Source organism: Pseudomonas sp. Z1-12 (genome assembly GCF_051132015.1).
Taxonomy (GTDB): Bacteria; Pseudomonadota; Gammaproteobacteria; order Pseudomonadales; family Pseudomonadaceae; genus Aquipseudomonas; species Aquipseudomonas zanjanensis.
Genome location: NZ_CP071647.1, coordinates 2,086,748 through 2,103,135 on the forward strand (window position 1 = coordinate 2,086,748; position 16,388 = coordinate 2,103,135).

A 16,388-nucleotide genomic window follows, 5' to 3' on the forward strand; every position below is an offset into this window, starting at 1 on the left:
GGCGGGCTCCGGCATTGCGGGCGCTGAAATCCCCTGTGGGAGCGAGCTTGCTCGCGATGATGGCTGCACAGTCAACATCTGCATCAACTGAACCACTGCTATCGCGAGCAAGCTCGCTCCCACAGCGGCTCATGGACACCCGGGATGAGTTCAGGGGGTGTCAGCGCTTTTCGAGCTTGTCCGGCAGCGGCGCGAACAACGCCTCGATATCGTCGCTCTGCAATTTCCAATCACCGGACACGCGTCCATCCAGCACGCCAGCGGCGAGGTCGGATTTTTCCTTTTGCAGCAGCTGGATCTTCTCTTCCACCGTGCCTCGGGCTATCAGCTTGTAGACGAACACCGGTTTTTCCTGGCCGATGCGGTAGGCACGGTCAGTGGCCTGGTTTTCGGTGGCCGGGTTCCACCACGGGTCGTAGTGAATCACCGTGTCGGCCTCGGTCAGGTTCAGGCCTACACCACCGGCCTTCAGGCTGATCAGAAAGATCTGACGCTTGCCACTCTGGAATTCCTTGACGGGCGTGCGTCGATCCCGGGTCTGGCCGGTCAGGATGGCGTAGTCGACGCCGCGCTTCTTCAGTTCATCTTCAATCAGCGTCAACATGGACGTGAACTGCGAAAACAGCAGTACCCGGCGCCCTTCTTCAAACAGCTCTTCGAGCATTTCCATCAGGCTGTCGAGCTTGCCCGAGGTACTGCCTCGGACGGGCAGGGTGGCGTCGTTGATCAGGCGCAGGTCGCAGCACACCTGGCGCAGCTTGAGCAGTGCTTCGAGGATGATGATCTGGCTGCGGGCCACGCCTTTGCGGGTGATCTCGTCGCGGACCTTCTTGTCCATCGCCAGGCGCATGGTTTCGTAGACGTCCCGCTGGGCGTCGCTGAGTTCGACCCAATGGATGATCTCGGTCTTGGGTGGCAACTCCGTCGCCACTTGTTCCTTGGTCCGGCGCAGCAGGAAGGGTTTTATCCGACCGTTGAGGTGCTGTAATCGTACGTCGCTGCCGCGCTTTTCGATCGGTACACGGTAATCGCGGTTGAAACTCTTGACGTCCCCGAGCCAGCCCGGCAACAGGAAGTGAAACAGCGACCACAATTCGCCCAGGTGATTTTCCAGGGGCGTACCGGACAGGCACAGCCGCTGGCGGGCGTTGAGTTCCCGGGCGGCCTGGGCGGCTTTGCTGGTGGGGTTCTTGATGTACTGGGCTTCATCGAGGATCAGCACGTGAAGTGGCTGCGCTTTCAGGCGTTCGACATCCTTGGGGAGCAGGGCATAAGTGGTGAGGATCAGGTCGTAATCCACCAGCCGCTCGAAATGTTTTTTGCGTCCCGCACCGTAAAGCGCCAGGACCTTGAGCTGCGGCGTGAAGTGGGACGCTTCGTCGAGCCAGTTGGGAATCAGGCTGGTCGGCATCACCACCATGCACGGTCGGTCGAGGCGCCCGGCGTGTTTTTCGCTGAGAATGTGGGCCAGGGTCTGTAGGGTTTTGCCCAGGCCCATGTCGTCCGCGAGGATGCCGCCGACTTCCAGCTGTCGCAGCGACTGCATCCAGCTCAGGCCTTCGAGTTGATAAGGCCGCAGCGTCGCGTTCAGGCCCTCTGGCGCGGTGGCGGTGTAATCCTTGATGTCCCGTAGGCGTTGGGCCAGGCCGCGAATGTGTTCGCCGCCCTCCCAGGTCAACGGCATGTCTTGCAGCGGGTTCAGGCGCAAGGCGTCCGCGCTGTTGAGGCGCAGTTTGGTGGTGCCGGGCTCTTGCAGGTAAAACTCGCCCAGGGTCGCCAGCACCGGTTTCAGCCGGCCATAGGGCAGGGCCACTTGCTGCGGGCCGAACTCCGAGTTCGGGCGGTTGGGCAGGTTGACCAGGATCAGTTCATCGTCCCGGCGCCGGGCCAGGCGTTCCGGATTGAACAATTCAATGTGCGAGCGCATCAGGTTCAACAGGATCGGCAGCAGGCTCAGGCGCTCACCATTGACGATGATCCCCAGCTCCAGGTCGAACCAGTCCCGTTCCGGCGTTTCCTCGACCGTGGCATACCACTCGTCCACCGCCGTCAGGTCAAAGCCGAAGTCCTCGTCGATCTGCAACTCCCAGCCCTGGGTGCGTAGTTTCGGCAGGTCGTTGAGGGTGAAGGTCAGCCAGGCGCTGTCGTTGACCATTTCGTACAGTTCGCCGGCGCTTTCCGGCAGGGCCTTGCTTTGTCGGGTCGCGACCTTGAAGCCGAGGATTCGTAGTTGTTCGCGGTAGGACTGTTCCACATCGGTGTGGCGTTTTATCCGCAACGTCTGGGTTTCCTGGCGAATCAGCACGTCGGTGTTGCGCTGGCCGCTGACGTATTCATCCAGATAACTGAAGGACAGCGCGGCGCGGTGTTGGATGTAGCGCTGCATCTTGCCGTTGCGTGGCTCGAAGGCGCTGAACTCGATACTGGCCAGCCACAGGCGCGGCACCGGCTGCACGTTGTCCACCAGCACTTGTGGCGGGGCCTTGGGGCTGCGGTTGTCCAGCACTGCCTGGAGTTTCTCCAGCAGGTGGGCGTCCTTTTCGGCGGCCGGGTAGGCCAGGGTTTCCTGGACTTGCAGCAACACGGCCGCGCAGTGCTTGCAGTTGATGCGCACCGGGCATGAGCAAGCGGCTTCGAGCAGAATCAGCGTGCCCTTGGCTGACTCTTTAAGGCGAATGGTCTGACGGTAGACGCTGCCGCCAGAGCCTTCGCAACTGGCGATGATGGTGCTGTCGCCGGCCTCGACGATCCTGACGCGGTTTTCCAGCGCGTAACGGCGCCCGCGCTCCAGGCTCTGTTCCTTGAATCGATTGACCCAGGAGGGTGCCAGGGGTTTGCTCAGGGGCGAGGGCATAGGCGCGCCAATCAGTCCGGAATGACTTCAGGTGCCTGCCGAGGTGCGGGCGCAGTCAGCGAAGTGATCTTGATCAACAGGCCGAGGTGACCGTTGTCGAGGAAGTTCAGTTGGCCATTCTTGGTATGGCTCTGCTGTTTGAGGCGCTCGCTGGCGGTGACCAGGCCATTGGCGTCGATCTGGTTGACCCAGAAATCGGCATCCACGTCGGTGAAGCGCCCCAGTTTCAGTTCCAGGGTGCCCTCGATGGGAAACTGGCCGAACTGTTCGGTACCGTCGCTGATGGCAACTTTTCGGCCCTGTTCGCCGAGGGTCTGCTGCCAGGCCTTGTGCATCAATACGGTGTATTGGCCGCTGGCGGTGAGTTTCTCGACGACATTGCCCAAGGCCGGCGTGCGCTGGCTGTCCGCGCCCAGGCGTTGCGCGCCGGCGTCCCAGTCTTCCGGTGCGGCGCGGCTGACAATCGCCGGCTCGGCGTTCTGGCGTACCAGGATCATTTCAACCTGATACAGGTCGTCGGCGAACGCCAGGGGAGCGACCAGGGTCAACAACAAGGTCAATGAGCGAAACAGGCGCATGGGGCGTCCTTCAAGCAGTGGTCGGAGTGAGGCGCTCGAACAGCGCCTCTACGGTATTGAAACGCTCTTCCGCGCGTTCCATGGGCACCATGAACTTGAACATCGTGGCACCTTCGAACTTGTAGCGTTTGGGCTGGCCCTGGATCAACTTGATCAGCACCAGTGGGTCGACTGGCGTCTGGGCCTCGAACTCGATCCGGCCGCCATTGGGGCCGCCATCGACTTTCTTGATGCCCAGTTGCTCGGCCTTGAGCTTGAGCAGCGTGGTGCGCACCAGGTTCTTGGTCGGTTCCGGCAGCAGGCCGAAGCGGTCGATCATCTCCACTTGCAGGTCCTTGAGGCCTTCCTCGTCGCTGGCCGAGGCGATGCGTTTGTAGAGGATCAGCCGTGCGTGGACGTCCGGCAGGTAGTCTTCCGGGATCAGTGCCGGGACTCGCAGGTTGATTTCCGGCCCGCCGCCCAGGGGTTGGTCGAGGTTCGGCTGCTCGCCCTTGCGGATCGACTTGACCGCGCGTTCGAGCATCTCCATGTACAGCGTGAAGCCGACGGCCTGGATCTGGCCGCTCTGGCCGTCGCCGAGCAATTCGCCGGCGCCACGGATTTCCAGGTCGTTGGTGGCCAGCACGAAACCGGCGCCGAGGTCCTGGGTGTTGGCGATGGCTTCCAGGCGTTTTTCCGCATCCGGGGTGATTTGTTGGCGCGGTGGCGTCAACAGGTAGGCATAGGCCTGGTGGTGGCTACGACCGACCCGGCCGCGCAACTGGTGCAGTTGGGCCAGGCCGAATTTGTCGGCGCGCTCGATGATGATGGTGTTGGCGCTCGGCACGTCGATGCCGGTCTCGATGATGGTCGAGGCGATCAGCACGTTGAAGCGCTTGTGGTAGAAGTCGCTCATCACCTGTTCGAGTTCACGCTCGCGCATCTGCCCGTGGCCGATGCCGATGCGCGCTTCCGGCACCAGCTCGGCCAGGTCGGCGGCACATTTCTCGATGGTCTTCACGTCATTGTGCAGGTAATAGACCTGGCCGCCGCGCAGCAGCTCACGCAGCAGGGCTTCCTTGACCGTGCTTTTGTTCTGCTCCATGACAAAGGTGCGCACCGACAGGCGCCGGGCCGGCGGCGTAGCAATGATCGACAGGTCGCGCATGCCCGACACCGCCATGTTCAACGTACGCGGGATCGGCGTGGCGGTCAGGGTCAGGATATCGACCTCGCTGCGCAGGGCCTTGAGCTGTTCCTTCTGGCGCACGCCAAAACGGTGCTCTTCGTCGATGATCACCAGCCCCAGGTTCTTGATCTTCACATCGTCCTGCAGCAGCTTGTGCGTGCCGATGACGATGTCGATCTTGCCCTCGGCCAGGTCGGCCACGGCGGCGTTCACTTCCTTGGTGGATTTGAAGCGACTCATCACTTCCACGGTCACCGGCCAATCGGCGAAGCGGTCGCGGAAACTGTTGTAGTGCTGCTGGGCGAGCAAGGTGGTCGGGACCAGGATCGCCACCTGCTTGCCGCCATGCACGGCAATGAACGCGGCGCGCATCGCCACCTCGGTCTTGCCAAAGCCCACGTCGCCGCAGACCAGGCGATCCATGGGCTTGGGGGCGAGCATGTCGGCGCGCACGGCTTCGATGGTGGTCTGTTGGTCGACGGTTTCTTCGAAGGGGAAGCCGGCACTGAAGGTTTCGTAATCGGCTTTCGGATCGGCGAAGGCGTAGCCCTCGCGAGCCGCGCGACGGGCGTAGATGTCCAGCAGTTCGGCAGCGACGTCGCGCACCTGTTCGGCCGCCTTGCGCTTGGCTTTCTGCCAGGTTTCCGAGCCCAGCCGATGCAGCGGGGCCAGGGCGTCGTCGCTGCCGGTGTAGCGAGCGATCAGGTGCAGGTTCGCCACCGGCACGTAGAGCTTGGCGCCCTCGGCGTATTCCAGGGTCAGGAACTCGGCGGCCTGGTTGTCGATTTCCAGTGTCGCCAGGCCCAGGTAGCGACCCACGCCGTGATCGATGTGTACCACGGGCGCGCCTTCACGCAGCTCGGTGAGGTTCTTGATGACGGCGTCGTTGGCGGCGTCGGCACGTTTCTCGCGACGGCGGCGCTGCATGACCCGCTGGCCGAACAACGGACTTTCGGCCACCAGCGCCAAGGCTGGCTCATCCAGGACCAGGCCGTCGTTCAGCGGCGCGATGGTGATCGCCAGGCGATCCTTGCCGGCAACGAAGTCCGGCCAGCTGTCGACAGTCTTCGGTCGCAGCTTCAAACGTTCGAGCAGTTCCAGCAGCACTTCGCGACGTCCAGCGGATTCGGCGGTGAACAGTACGCGACCGGGGAATGCATCGAGGAAACCCGCCAGCGCCGCCAGCGGTTGCGTGGCCTTGGCTTCGATGGCCAGGTCCGGCAATGCCTTGGCCGGGAAGCGCTCACGGCCGACGCCAGTTTCCACGTCCTGCTGGCTCGCCACCACGCGCGGCCAACTCTTGAGGCGGGCAAAGCAATCTTCTACCGGCAGGAACAGCTCGGCTGGCGGCAATAGAGGCCGGGACGGATCGACGCGACGCTCTTCGTAGCGGTTGCGCACGTCGTTCCAGAAGTTCTCCGCCGCTTGCTCGATGCCCGGCAGGGAAAACACCTGGGTGTCCTGGGGCAAGTAATCGAACAGGGTGGAGGTTTCTTCGAAAAACAGCGGCAGGTAGTACTCGATACCGGCGGGCGTGATCCCGCTGCTCAGGTCCTGGAAGATCGGGCAACGGCGGAAATCCACATCGAAGCGTTCGCGAAAGCGCGCCTTGAAGCGGGTCACGGCGTCTTTCTGCAACGGGAATTCCTTGGCCGGCAACAGGCGGATCGACTGAACCTTGTCGATGGAGCGCTGGTTTTCCGGGTCGAAGGTGCGCAGCGTCTCGATTTCGTCATCGAACAGGTCGATGCGATACGGCAGTTTGCTGCCCATCGGGAACAGGTCGATCAAGGCGCCACGCACCGCGAACTCGCCGTGCTCATACACCGTGTCGACGCAACGATAGCCACTGGCCTCGAGGCGGGTGCGCATCTGCTCGACGTCGAGCTTCTGGCCGATGTCCAGCACCAGGCTGCTGCCGAGCAAAAATTGGGTCGGGGCCAGGCGATGTAGGGCTGTGGTGATCGGCACTACCAAAACGCCATGACTGAGCTCCGGCAGCCGATAAAGGCTGGCGATTCGCTGGGAAATGATGTCCTGGTGCGGCGAAAACAGATCGTAGGGCAGGGTTTCCCAGTCCGGAAAATGCAAGACCGGCAAATCCGGCGCGAAGAAACTCAGCTCCTGTTCCAGCCGTTCGGCGCTTTGGCTGTCGGCGGTCAGTAGCAGGGTGAAACGCTTTGCAGCGCTGGCAGCCTCGGCGATGGCCAGGCTCAGGGCGGCACCGGGCAGGTTGCCCCAGTGCTGTTTACCTGCCGCGGCAGGGAGAAGCGGAAGACGCAGAACGGGCACGGAAGATTGAGCTCCAGCATTGCGACAAAGTCGACAATTGTAGCGGGGGAAGGGGGCTGCTGTCAGTCGCAGACTACCCAGGCAGGCAGGAAAACCACGGCGCGACGGGCGCGCATTGCTCCGCAGAGGACTCGGCGGCATAATGTAGCCCCTTTTTTCAGCCCCTACATGTGGAAGGTTACCGTGACTCAGAAGCCCGACCAGTGTCTTGGTGAATGGATTGATCGTGAAGCGCTCGCCGAAGCGATGATCCCTCTCATCGGTCAGCTCTACCGCAATAACAACGTGGTGAGCTCGATCTATGGCCGCAGCCTGATCAACCAGTCTGTCATCGCGATCCTCAAAGCCCACCGCTTTGCTCGCCACCGTTCTTCCGACGACAGCGAACTCTCCGTCCACGAAACATTCCCCCTGCTCAAGGCCATGAGCGAGCTCAAGCTCGGCGCGGCTTCGGTGGACCTGGGCAAGTTGGCGTTCAAATTCCGCAACGAAGGCAATGGCCGTAGCGCCGAGCAATTCGTACGTGAAGAGATGGCTGATGTGGTTGGCCAGCAGAACGTTTCGGCTCGCAAAGGCACTGACGTGGTCCTGTACGGCTTCGGTCGTATCGGCCGTCTGCTGGCGCGCATCCTGATCGAAAAAACCGGTGGTGGCGACGGCCTGCGCCTGCGGGCCATCGTGGTGCGCAAGGGCGCCGAGAACGACCTGACCAAGCGCGCCAGCCTGCTGCGTCGCGATTCGGTCCATGGTTCGTTCAACGGCACCATCACCATCGACGAAGAAAACAACACCATCACCGCCAACGGTAACCTGATCCAGGTGATCTACGCGAAGAACCCGACCGAGGTGGATTACACCCAGTACGGCATCAAGGACGCACTGCTGGTGGACAACACCGGTGTATGGCGTGACGCCGACGGCCTGGGCCAGCACCTGGCCTGCCCGGGTGTCGACCGCGTTGTCCTGACCGCGCCTGGCAAGGGCAAGCTGAAGAACATCGTTCACGGCATCAACCACGGCGAAATCACCGCCGACGACAAGATCGTCTCCGCCGCCTCTTGCACCACCAATGCCATCGTGCCGGTGCTCAAGGCCGTGAACGACAAGTTCGGCATCGTCAACGGTCACGTCGAAACGGTTCACTCGTACACCAACGATCAGAACCTGATCGACAACTTCCACAAGGGCGATCGCCGTGGCCGCAGCGCCGCGCTGAACATGGTTATCACCGAGACCGGTGCCGCCACCGCCGCCGCCAAGGCCCTGCCTGAACTGGCCGGCAAGCTGACCGGCAACGCGATCCGCGTGCCGACGCCGAACGTGTCGATGGCCATTCTCAACCTGAACCTTGAGACAGCCGCTACCCGTGAAGAGATGAACGAGTACCTGCGCTACATGGCGCTGCACTCCGACCTGCACAAGCAGATCGACTTCGTCAATTCCCAGGAAGTGGTGTCCACCGACTTCGTGGGCTCGCGCCACGCCGGTGTGGTGGATGCTGAAGCCACCATCAGCCAAGATAACCGCGTTGTGTTGTACGTCTGGTACGACAACGAATTCGGTTACAGCTGCCAGGTGGTTCGCGTGATGGAAGACATGGCCGGGGTAAACCCGCCAGCGTTCCCGCGCTAAGCGTTAGCCGCTTGTGAAAACGCCCCGACTTGTCGGGGCGTTTTTTTGTCTGGAGTTTGTGGTGCCTGGGCTGGCCTCATCGTCGGATCGCCGCCCGGAGCAAGCTCGCTCCCGCATTGGACCGCATACATCAGCAACAACTCGGTCAATTGTGGGAGCGAGCTTGCTCGCGATGACGATTTATCAGGCGCCGCCCACTACTACAGAGGCTTGCGCCGTGCGCAGTTCATGCCGATTACCCTTGAACAGCACCAGGGTGGCAATCAGCCCCAGCACTGCCGCCCCGGTGAGCCATATCCCCGGTGCGGCCTTGTTGTCGAGCACATGGATCAGGTAGGTACAGGCCGCCGGGGTAAACCCGCCGAACGTTGCCGTCGCCAGGCTGTAGGCCAGGGAGAACCCGGTGGTGCGCACCTCGACCGGCATGATTTCCGTCAAGGCGACGACCATTGCACCGTTGTAGGATCCATACAGGAACGATAGCCACAGCTCGACGATCAGCAAATGGCTGAAACTGGGGTTCGCCACCAGCCAGGACAGGGCCGGATAAGCGGTCAGGATCGCCAGGACAGTCGCACCGAGCAGCAGGGGTTTGCGTCCGATCTTGTCGGAAAACGCCCCCATCACTGGCAGCCAGAAAAAATTAGACAAGCCGATGCACACCGTGACCAGCAGCGCGTCCAGGTCCGACAGGTTCAACTCGGCCTTGCCGAAGGTCGGTGTGTAAGCCGTGATCAGGTAGAACGACACGGTGGTCATCACCACCAGCGCCATGCCGGCCAGGACGATGCCGAAGTTCTGACCGATTGAGCGGACGATTTCCGACAAGGTAGGGCGATGTTTTCTTGCCTGGAACTCGGGCGTTTCCTCCAGCGAGCGACGGATCATGAAGATTGCCGGGACAATCATGCAACCCACCAGGAACGGTACGCGCCAGCCCCAATCCCCCATCTCCTGGGGACTCAACCAGTGATTGAGGCCAACCCCCAGCAGACCGGCAAACACCACGGCGGCCTGTTGGCTGGCCGATTGCCAACTGACAAAGAAGCCCTTGCGCCCCGGCGTGGAGATTTCCGCCAGGTAAACCGACACGCCACCCAATTCCACACCAGCGGAGAAACCTTGCAGCAAGCGGCCGAGTAGCACCAGCAAGGGCGCCGCCACGCCGAGGACGGCATAGCCCGGCACGCAGGCGATCAGTATGGTGCCCATGGCCATCAACACCAGGGTGATGATCAAGCCTTTGCGACGGCCGTGGCGGTCGATGTAGGCACCGAGGAAAATCGCCCCCAGGGGGCGCATCAGGAACCCGGCACCGAACGTGGCCAGGGACAGCATCAGCGAGGCGAACGCACTGTCGGCGGGGAAGAACGTCTTGGCGATGGCCGTGGCGTAGAAGCCATAGACCATGAAGTCGAACATCTCCAGGAAGTTGCCGCTGACAACGCGAAAAATCGCCTTGCCGTTGCTTGTATTGGAAGGCATGGGTAGGTACTCACTTTCACATTTTGTTGGAAACGCAGAACCTGTGGGAGCGAGCTTGCTCGCGATGGCTATGTGTCAGTCACCTTGGTGCCGAATGTTCCGCCGCTATCGTCGGATCGCCGCCCGAAGCAAGCTCGCTCCCACAGTTTTTTTGTTCGCGCCGTAGCCCATAATGGCGGGCGCGGTTTTGAGGGGAGATGAAGATTTGTTAACTGGACGATGGATAGGCCTTGTGGTGCTGGCCGGCGTGTTGTCCGGTTGCGGCGGTGGCGACACCTTGGAGCGCTTCGACGGCCCGACCATGGGCAGTCACTATTCCATCCAGTACGTAAGACATCCCGCCGGGCCCGGTCCGAAAACGGTGCAGGCTGAGGTGGAAAACATCCTGGCCGAAGTGGATCGGCAATTCTCGACCTATCGCAGCGACTCGGACGTCGAGCGCTTCAATGCGCTGCCGGCCAACAGTTGCCAGGTCATGCCTGGCCCGGTCCTGGCGTTGATCCGCGTGGGCGAGCAATTGTCGGTCCAAAGCGATGGCTCCTTCGACCTGACGGTGGAGCCACTGTTGAACCTGTGGGGCTTCGGTCCCCAGTCCCGCACAGAGCAAGTGCCGAGCGCCGAGGCACTGGCCGAGGTGCGCCAGCGCGTTGGCCACGAACATCTGCGCATTGAGGGCGATCGGTTGTGCAAGGATGCGGCGGTGGAAGTCGACTTCAACAGTATCGCCGCCGGTCATGCCGTCGACCGCATCGCCGCCAGGCTCCAGGCCTTGGGCGTCGACAGTTACCTAGCCGAAGCCACCGGTGAGCTCAAGGCTGTCGGGCGTAAACCTGATGGTTCGACCTGGCGCATCGCCTTGGAGGAGCCTCGGGATGACCGGCAGGTGGCTGAGCGTATCATCGAGGTCAACGGCTACGGGGTTTCCACCTCGGGTGACTACCGTAAATATTTCGAACAGGGTGGTCAGCGTTATTCCCATACCTTTGATGGTCGTACTGGTGCGCCGGTCCTACACAACCTGGCGTCCGTCACGGTGATTCATCCTTCGGCGATGATGGCCGATGGACTATCGACGCTGTTGCTGATTCTCGGTCCTGAACGGGGTTGGGACTATGCCGAAAAAAATCACATCGGGGTATTTTTCGTGCTGCGGGATGGGGAGCGTTTCGTCAGCCGCACCAACGACATCTTTGAACGGATGACCCGTGGAAAAAACCAATGACCAGTGAAGCGGGATTACCGTGGCGAGGGAGCTTGCTCCCGCTTGAGTGCGAAGCGCTCACAAAAGGGGGCCGCTGCGCAGCCCAGCGGGAGCAAGCTCCCTCGCCACGATGATTTGGGCGAATCTTAAGTGAACGCTGACAGCGTTTTGAAAGCCTACCTGTGGCGAAATAGCGCAGGCAAAACTAGCCTACGACGCGACCAAGGGGTAATGTGCGCGGCGTTGACGCTTCTATAGACTGTGGCCGGGCGCGTGAACCGGCCTAAAATTGTTCCTTCATGCCGCCGGCCGGCATGATTTAGCCGTGGATGCCAAGCGTGGCATCGCGGCCTGTTCTGAGGAGTACGCATGGCTGTCTACAACTACGACGTGGTGGTACTGGGCTCCGGCCCGGCGGGGGAAGGCGCGGCAATGAACGCCGCCAAGGCAGGGCGCAAGGTGGCGATGGTCGACAGCCGTCGGCAGGTCGGCGGCAACTGCACCCACTTGGGTACCATCCCGTCCAAGGCCTTGCGTCACTCGGTCCGGCAGATCATGCAGTTCAACACCAACCCGATGTTCCGGGCCATCGGCGAGCCGCGCTGGTTCTCCTTCCCGGACGTGCTCAAGAGCGCCGAGAAGGTCATCTCCAAGCAAGTGGCCTCGCGCACCGGCTACTACGCCCGCAACCGCGTGGACGTGTTCTTCGGCACCGGCAGCTTTGCCGATGAGCAGACGGTCGAAGTGGTCTGTGGCAACGGCGTGGTCGAGAAGCTGGTGGCCAAGCACATCATCATCGCCACCGGTTCGCGCCCGTATCGCCCCGCCGACATCGATTTCAACCATGCGCGGATCTACGATAGCGACACTATCCTGAGCCTGGGTCACACCCCGCGTAAGCTCATCGTCTACGGTGCCGGCGTGATCGGTTGCGAATATGCCTCGATCTTCAGCGGCCTGGGTGTGCTGGTCGAGCTGGTGGACAACCGCGGCCAGTTGCTCAGCTTCCTGGACTCGGAAATCTCCCAGGCCCTGAGCTATCACTTCAGCAACAACAACATCACCGTGCGCCACAACGAAGATTACGACCGCGTCGAAGGCGTCGACAATGGCGTCATCCTGCATCTCAAGTCTGGCAAGAAGATCAAGGCCGACGCCTTGCTCTGGTGTAACGGCCGTACCGGCAACACCGACACCCTGGGCCTGGAAAATATCGGCGTGAAGGTCAACAGCCGTGGCCAGATCGAAGTCGACGAGAACTACCGCACCTGCGTGCCGAACATCTACGGTGCTGGTGACGTGATCGGCTGGCCGAGCCTGGCCAGCGCCGCTCACGACCAGGGTCGTTCGGCCGCCGGCAGCATTGTCGACAACGGCAGCTGGCGCTTCGTCAACGACGTGCCGACCGGCATCTACACCATTCCGGAGATCAGCTCGATCGGCAAGAACGAGCAGGAGCTGACCCAGGCCAAGGTGCCGTACGAGGTGGGCAAGGCATTCTTCAAGAGCATGGCGCGTGCGCAGATCGCCGGCGAGCCGCAAGGCATGCTGAAGATCCTGTTCCACCGCGAGACCCTGGAAGTGCTCGGCGTGCACTGCTTCGGCTACCAGGCATCGGAGATCGTGCATATCGGCCAGGCGATCATGAACCAGCCGGGCGAACTGAACACGCTGAAGTACTTCGTCAACACCACGTTCAACTACCCGACCATGGCCGAAGCCTATCGGGTAGCCGCCTACGACGGGCTCAACCGGCTTTTTTGAGCGGCTCCGGCCGGTGGCCTGAGCCGGCCGGGGAGACCGATTTCAGCAATTCTCGAGGGTGGCAGTGGCCAAACCGGGAAAGTCTGTAATCAGGCTGTCAGCGCCAAAGTCGGCGAGCCTGCGCATGAGCGCGGGCTCGTTGACGGTCCACACCGACACATGCAGCCCCTGGCGCTGCGCCTTGACCAGGCGTTCCGGCGTGCACAGGGTCCAGTTCAGCGCCAGAATCTCGCAGCCGTAGCTCTGGGCGACCTTCAACGGGTCGAGCCAGGCGTATTCGGCCACCAGTCCACGGGAAATGTCCGGGGTCAGGTCCAGGGCCGCCTTGAGCACTTCCCGGGAACTGGAAGTGATGGTGATCTTGTCCAGCAGCCCGAAACGCTGGGCCATTTCGCGGATGCCCAGCACGGTGGCGGCGGCGCGGGTGCGTGAAGCGCTCTTGACCTCCAGTTGCCAATGCTCGAAATCACACTGCTCGAACAGCTCCTCCAAGCGCGGGATCGGGCACGGCTTGATCCAGCCCGGGCCACCCTTGCGCGCATCGTAGGTCACCAGCTCGGCGGCGGAATGCTCCACCACCTTGCCGCGCCGGTCGGTGGTGCGCTTGAGGGTCGGGTCGTGGATCACCATCAACTCGCCGTCCATTGAAAGATGCAGGTCCAGCTCGCAGCGGCGTACGCCGTGCTTGAGGCACTCCTGAAAACCGGTCAGGGTGTTTTCCGGCGCTTCGCCCTTGGCGCCGCGGTGGCCATAAATGAGGGTCACGGTTCTTCCTTATTGATGCCTGATTCGTTCAGTTCCCGGGCCAGGCGCCGTTCTTGCGCCTGTTTCTGCAGGATGTAGCGGGCCAGCAACTGGCGCTGGGCGTCGGTCGGGCGTTCGAACTCGGTGCCCACGTCGTAGCCGTCGCCCTTGGGGTCGCAGTGCGTGACCCGCGCCCGCAGCAGCAAGCCGAGGGCCTGGGGCATCAGCACCAGCTTGATCGACAGGTGCGCGCCGACGGCGATGGGGGTGGGGTATTGGAAGTCGATGCCGCCTTCGGAAATGATCACCGGCTGCGGTTCCCCGATTTCGCCGAGCACCGTCAGGGCAATGACCTGGCTGAGCAGGTCGATGCGTTTGTTCATCGCCTTGAGGTACGCCGCGATGCTGCGTTCGCGCTCGCTGATCTGGCGCAGCAGGTGTTGCGACTCGAATTCGCTCAGGTGCAGTTCGCTGAGCAGATTGAACAATGGAGAAGCATCCTGCAACACTTCCTGGCCAGCAGCTTCAGGAATGGACAGGGGCCGAATTTCCAGTGCGATCGTGTCCTCGATACGGTAGTATTCGCGGCGATCTTCTTCATCTAATGTCGACATGGCGAACCCATGGTAGCGGCGGTGGTCTGAGTGTAAAGCTGGTTTGTGACCCCCGCCACAAGGACGTTCCTTTTCCCTCCGAACAAGCCCCGACATGTTCAGACCTCTCTTCGTATTTATCGGCACGCGTTATACCCGTGCAAAGCGTCGCAATCATTTTGTATCGTTCATTTCCCTGACCTCCATCATCGGTCTCGCCCTCGGCGTGGTCGTGATGATTGTCGTACTGTCGGTGATGAACGGCTTCGATCATGAGATGCGCACCCGCGTGCTGGGCATGGTGCCCCACGCGACCCTCGAAACCGGCGAAGCCATCAGCGATTGGCCGAGCCTGGCCGCCAAGGTCAAGCAGAACCCGCAGGTGCTGGCCGTGGCGCCTTTCACCCAGATGCAGGGGCTGCTGACCAACGACGGCAAGGTGTCCAAGGTCTTGCTCAACGGCATCGATCCCGGGCTGGAACGGCAGGTGTCGATCATCGACAACTTCATGAAGCAGGGCAAACTCGACAACCTTGCGCCGGGCAGCTTCGGCATCGTCATCGGCGACAAGGCCGCGGCGAAGCTCGGCGTGGCCATCGGCGACAAGCTGACGTTCGTGGCGCCGGAAGTCACCGTGACGCCGGGCGGCATGTTCCCGCGCATGAAGCGCTTTACCGTGGTCGGCATTTTTCATGTGGGTGCTGGCGAGCTGGACGGCTACCTCGGCGTGACCAATCTCCAGGATCTCGCCCGCCTGCATCGCTGGAAGCCGGATCAGGTCCAGGGCCTGCGCTTGAAGTTCGACGACCTGTTCCAGGCCCCTCGAGTGGCCTGGACCATCGCCCAGCAGCTTGGCGAAGACCGTTACTACGCCCGGGACTGGACCCGCACCCACGGCAACCTGTACCAGGCGATCCGCATGGAGAAAGCCATGATCGGCCTGCTGCTGTTGCTGATCGTCGCCGTGGCGGCGTTCAACATCATCTCCACGCTGGTGATGGTGGTGAACGACAAGAAGGGCGACATCGCCATCCTGCGTACCCTCGGTGCCACGCCGGGGCAGATCATGCGGATCTTCATGGTCCAGGGCACCGTCATCGGCGTCATCGGCACGTTTGTCGGCGCTTTGGTCGGCATGTTCGCCGCGCTGAATGTCAGTGCCGCGATCGCCGGCCTCGAAGGGCTGATCGGGCACAAGTTCCTCAACGCCGACGTGTACTTCATCGACTACTTGCCATCGCAGCTGCAGTCCGATGACGTGTTGATGGTCTGCGGCGCCGCGTTGGTACTGAGTTTCCTCGCCACCCTATATCCTGCCTGGCGTGCCGCGCGCACCCAGCCTGCGGAGGCGTTACGTTATGAGTGAGTCGGGCATGAGTGAAAAAGCAATCTTGAGCTGCCGCAACCTGGGCAAATCCTACGAGGAAGGCCCAGAGTCGGTGGTGGTGTTGTCGGGCCTGCAACTGGAGTTGCATCCAGGCGAGCGCGTGGCGATTGTCGGCACTTCCGGGTCGGGCAAAAGTACCTTGCTCAACCTGCTGGGCGGGCTGGACACGCCGACCGCTGGCAGCGTCTGGCTGGCCGGCGAAGAGCTTTCGGCGCTGAATGAGAAGGCCCGTGGCCTGCTGCGCAACCGGTCCCTGGGCTTTGTCTACCAGTTCCACCACCTGCTGCCCGAGTTCACCGCGCTGGAAAACGTCTGCATGCCGCTGTTGATCGGCCGTACGGCAATTCCCGAGGCTCGTCAGCGCGCCACGGCGTTGCTGGAACGGGTAGGGTTGGGGCATCGCCTGGAGCACAAGCCGGCCGAACTGTCCGGTGGCGAGCGCCAGCGCGTGGCGATTGCCCGGGCCCTGGTCAACAAGCCTGGCTTGGTGATGCTCGACGAGCCGACCGGCAACCTCGACTCCCACACCGCCCAAGGCATCCAGGACTTGATGCTGGAACTCAGCACCTCGATGCGCACGGCGTTCCTGGTGGTGACCCACGACATGAACCTGGCCCGCCAGATGGACCGCGTCCTGCATTTGCAGGAAGGTTGCCTGACGCCCATCTGACCGACCGAAACCCGGCACTT

General features: G+C 62.0%; 11 protein-coding genes. 5 read left to right on the forward strand and 6 right to left on the reverse strand.

Annotated features, from left to right (window positions below; genetic code table 11):
- Nucleotides 1–160: 160 nt before the first annotated feature.
- Genes J3P85_RS09265 through mfd form a run of 3 tightly spaced genes read right to left on the reverse strand, consistent with a single transcriptional unit; the run spans nt 161 to nt 6,892 of the window.
- Nucleotides 161–2,854 carry a DEAD/DEAH box helicase gene (locus J3P85_RS09265; RefSeq protein ID WP_434705556.1) on the reverse strand — a complete coding sequence of 898 codons (2,694 nt, stop codon included), beginning with the start codon at nt 2,852–2,854 and terminating at the stop codon, nt 161–163.
- Nucleotides 2,855–2,865: 11 nt separating this feature from the next.
- Nucleotides 2,866–3,432 carry a CsiV family protein gene (locus J3P85_RS09270; protein ID WP_186705225.1) on the reverse strand — a complete coding sequence of 189 codons (567 nt, stop codon included), beginning with the start codon at nt 3,430–3,432 and terminating at the stop codon, nt 2,866–2,868.
- A gap of 10 nt (nt 3,433–3,442) precedes the next feature.
- A complete protein-coding gene (gene mfd / locus J3P85_RS09275) occupies nt 3,443–6,892 on the reverse strand; it encodes a transcription-repair coupling factor (protein ID WP_186705224.1) in 3,450 nt (1,149 codons plus the stop codon).
- 168 nt (nt 6,893–7,060) lie between these two features.
- Here mfd and J3P85_RS09280 point away from each other — a divergent pair, with 168 nt between their 5' ends.
- On the forward strand, nt 7,061–8,524 hold the full coding sequence (locus tag J3P85_RS09280; RefSeq protein ID WP_434705557.1) for a glyceraldehyde-3-phosphate dehydrogenase: 1,464 nt from the start codon (nt 7,061–7,063) through the stop codon (nt 8,522–8,524).
- Between the two features lie 183 nt (nt 8,525–8,707).
- On the opposite strand, the gene J3P85_RS09285 is transcribed toward J3P85_RS09280, so the two are convergent.
- On the reverse strand, nt 8,708–10,009 hold the full coding sequence (locus J3P85_RS09285) for an MFS transporter (protein WP_434705558.1): 1,302 nt from the start codon (nt 10,007–10,009) through the stop codon (nt 8,708–8,710).
- Nucleotides 10,010–10,181: 172 nt separating this feature from the next.
- Between J3P85_RS09285 and J3P85_RS09290 the strand changes: the two genes are divergently transcribed.
- The gene (locus J3P85_RS09290) at nt 10,182–11,231 is read left to right on the forward strand and encodes an FAD:protein FMN transferase (protein ID WP_434705559.1); all 1,050 of its coding nucleotides are present in this window, start codon (nt 10,182–10,184) and stop codon (nt 11,229–11,231) included.
- 348 nt (nt 11,232–11,579) lie between these two features.
- Complete coding sequence (sthA, locus tag J3P85_RS09295) at nt 11,580–12,974, forward strand: Si-specific NAD(P)(+) transhydrogenase (RefSeq protein ID WP_003183399.1); 1,395 nt, start codon at nt 11,580–11,582, stop codon at nt 12,972–12,974.
- A 42-nt stretch (nt 12,975–13,016) separates the two neighbouring features.
- Here the strand turns inward: sthA and J3P85_RS09300 are convergent, their stop codons facing one another.
- Together J3P85_RS09300 and J3P85_RS09305 are read right to left on the reverse strand one after the other, a co-directional pair.
- Complete coding sequence (locus J3P85_RS09300) at nt 13,017–13,739, reverse strand: glycerophosphodiester phosphodiesterase (protein ID WP_434705560.1); 723 nt, start codon at nt 13,737–13,739, stop codon at nt 13,017–13,019.
- Entirely contained in the window at nt 13,736–14,332 is a 597-nt protein-coding gene (locus J3P85_RS09305; RefSeq protein ID WP_207961299.1) for a PilZ domain-containing protein, read from the reverse strand. The genes J3P85_RS09300 and J3P85_RS09305 overlap by 4 nt, the downstream gene beginning before the upstream one ends.
- A 94-nt stretch (nt 14,333–14,426) precedes the next feature.
- On the opposite strand from J3P85_RS09305, the gene J3P85_RS09310 reads away from it, so the two are divergent.
- A complete protein-coding gene (locus J3P85_RS09310; protein ID WP_434705561.1) occupies nt 14,427–15,677 on the forward strand; it encodes a lipoprotein-releasing ABC transporter permease subunit in 1,251 nt (416 codons plus the stop codon).
- A 7-nt stretch (nt 15,678–15,684) separates the two neighbouring features.
- Nucleotides 15,685–16,368: a lipoprotein-releasing ABC transporter ATP-binding protein LolD gene (lolD, locus tag J3P85_RS09315; RefSeq protein ID WP_162843734.1), complete on the forward strand. Its 684-nt coding sequence runs from the start codon at nt 15,685–15,687 to the stop codon at nt 16,366–16,368.
- The last annotated feature ends 20 nt before the right edge of the window (nt 16,369–16,388 follow it).

Excerpts from the sequence above, each read along its gene's own strand:
- J3P85_RS09265 (WP_434705556.1), bottom strand. The coding sequence starts at position 2,854 with ATGCCCTCGCCCCTGAGCAAACCCCTGGCACCCTCCTGGGTCAATCGA.
- J3P85_RS09270 (WP_186705225.1), bottom strand. The coding sequence starts at position 3,432 with ATGCGCCTGTTTCGCTCATTGACCTTGTTGTTGACCCTGGTCGCTCCC.
- J3P85_RS09280 (WP_434705557.1), top strand. The coding sequence starts at position 7,061 with ATGTGGAAGGTTACCGTGACTCAGAAGCCCGACCAGTGTCTTGGTGAA.
- J3P85_RS09285 (WP_434705558.1), bottom strand. The coding sequence starts at position 10,009 with ATGCCTTCCAATACAAGCAACGGCAAGGCGATTTTTCGCGTTGTCAGC.
- J3P85_RS09290 (WP_434705559.1), top strand. The coding sequence starts at position 10,182 with ATGGCGGGCGCGGTTTTGAGGGGAGATGAAGATTTGTTAACTGGACGA.
- sthA (WP_003183399.1), top strand. The coding sequence starts at position 11,580 with ATGGCTGTCTACAACTACGACGTGGTGGTACTGGGCTCCGGCCCGGCG.
- J3P85_RS09305 (WP_207961299.1), bottom strand. The coding sequence starts at position 14,332 with ATGTCGACATTAGATGAAGAAGATCGCCGCGAATACTACCGTATCGAG.
- J3P85_RS09310 (WP_434705561.1), top strand. The coding sequence starts at position 14,427 with ATGTTCAGACCTCTCTTCGTATTTATCGGCACGCGTTATACCCGTGCA.
- lolD (WP_162843734.1), top strand. The coding sequence starts at position 15,685 with ATGAGTGAAAAAGCAATCTTGAGCTGCCGCAACCTGGGCAAATCCTAC.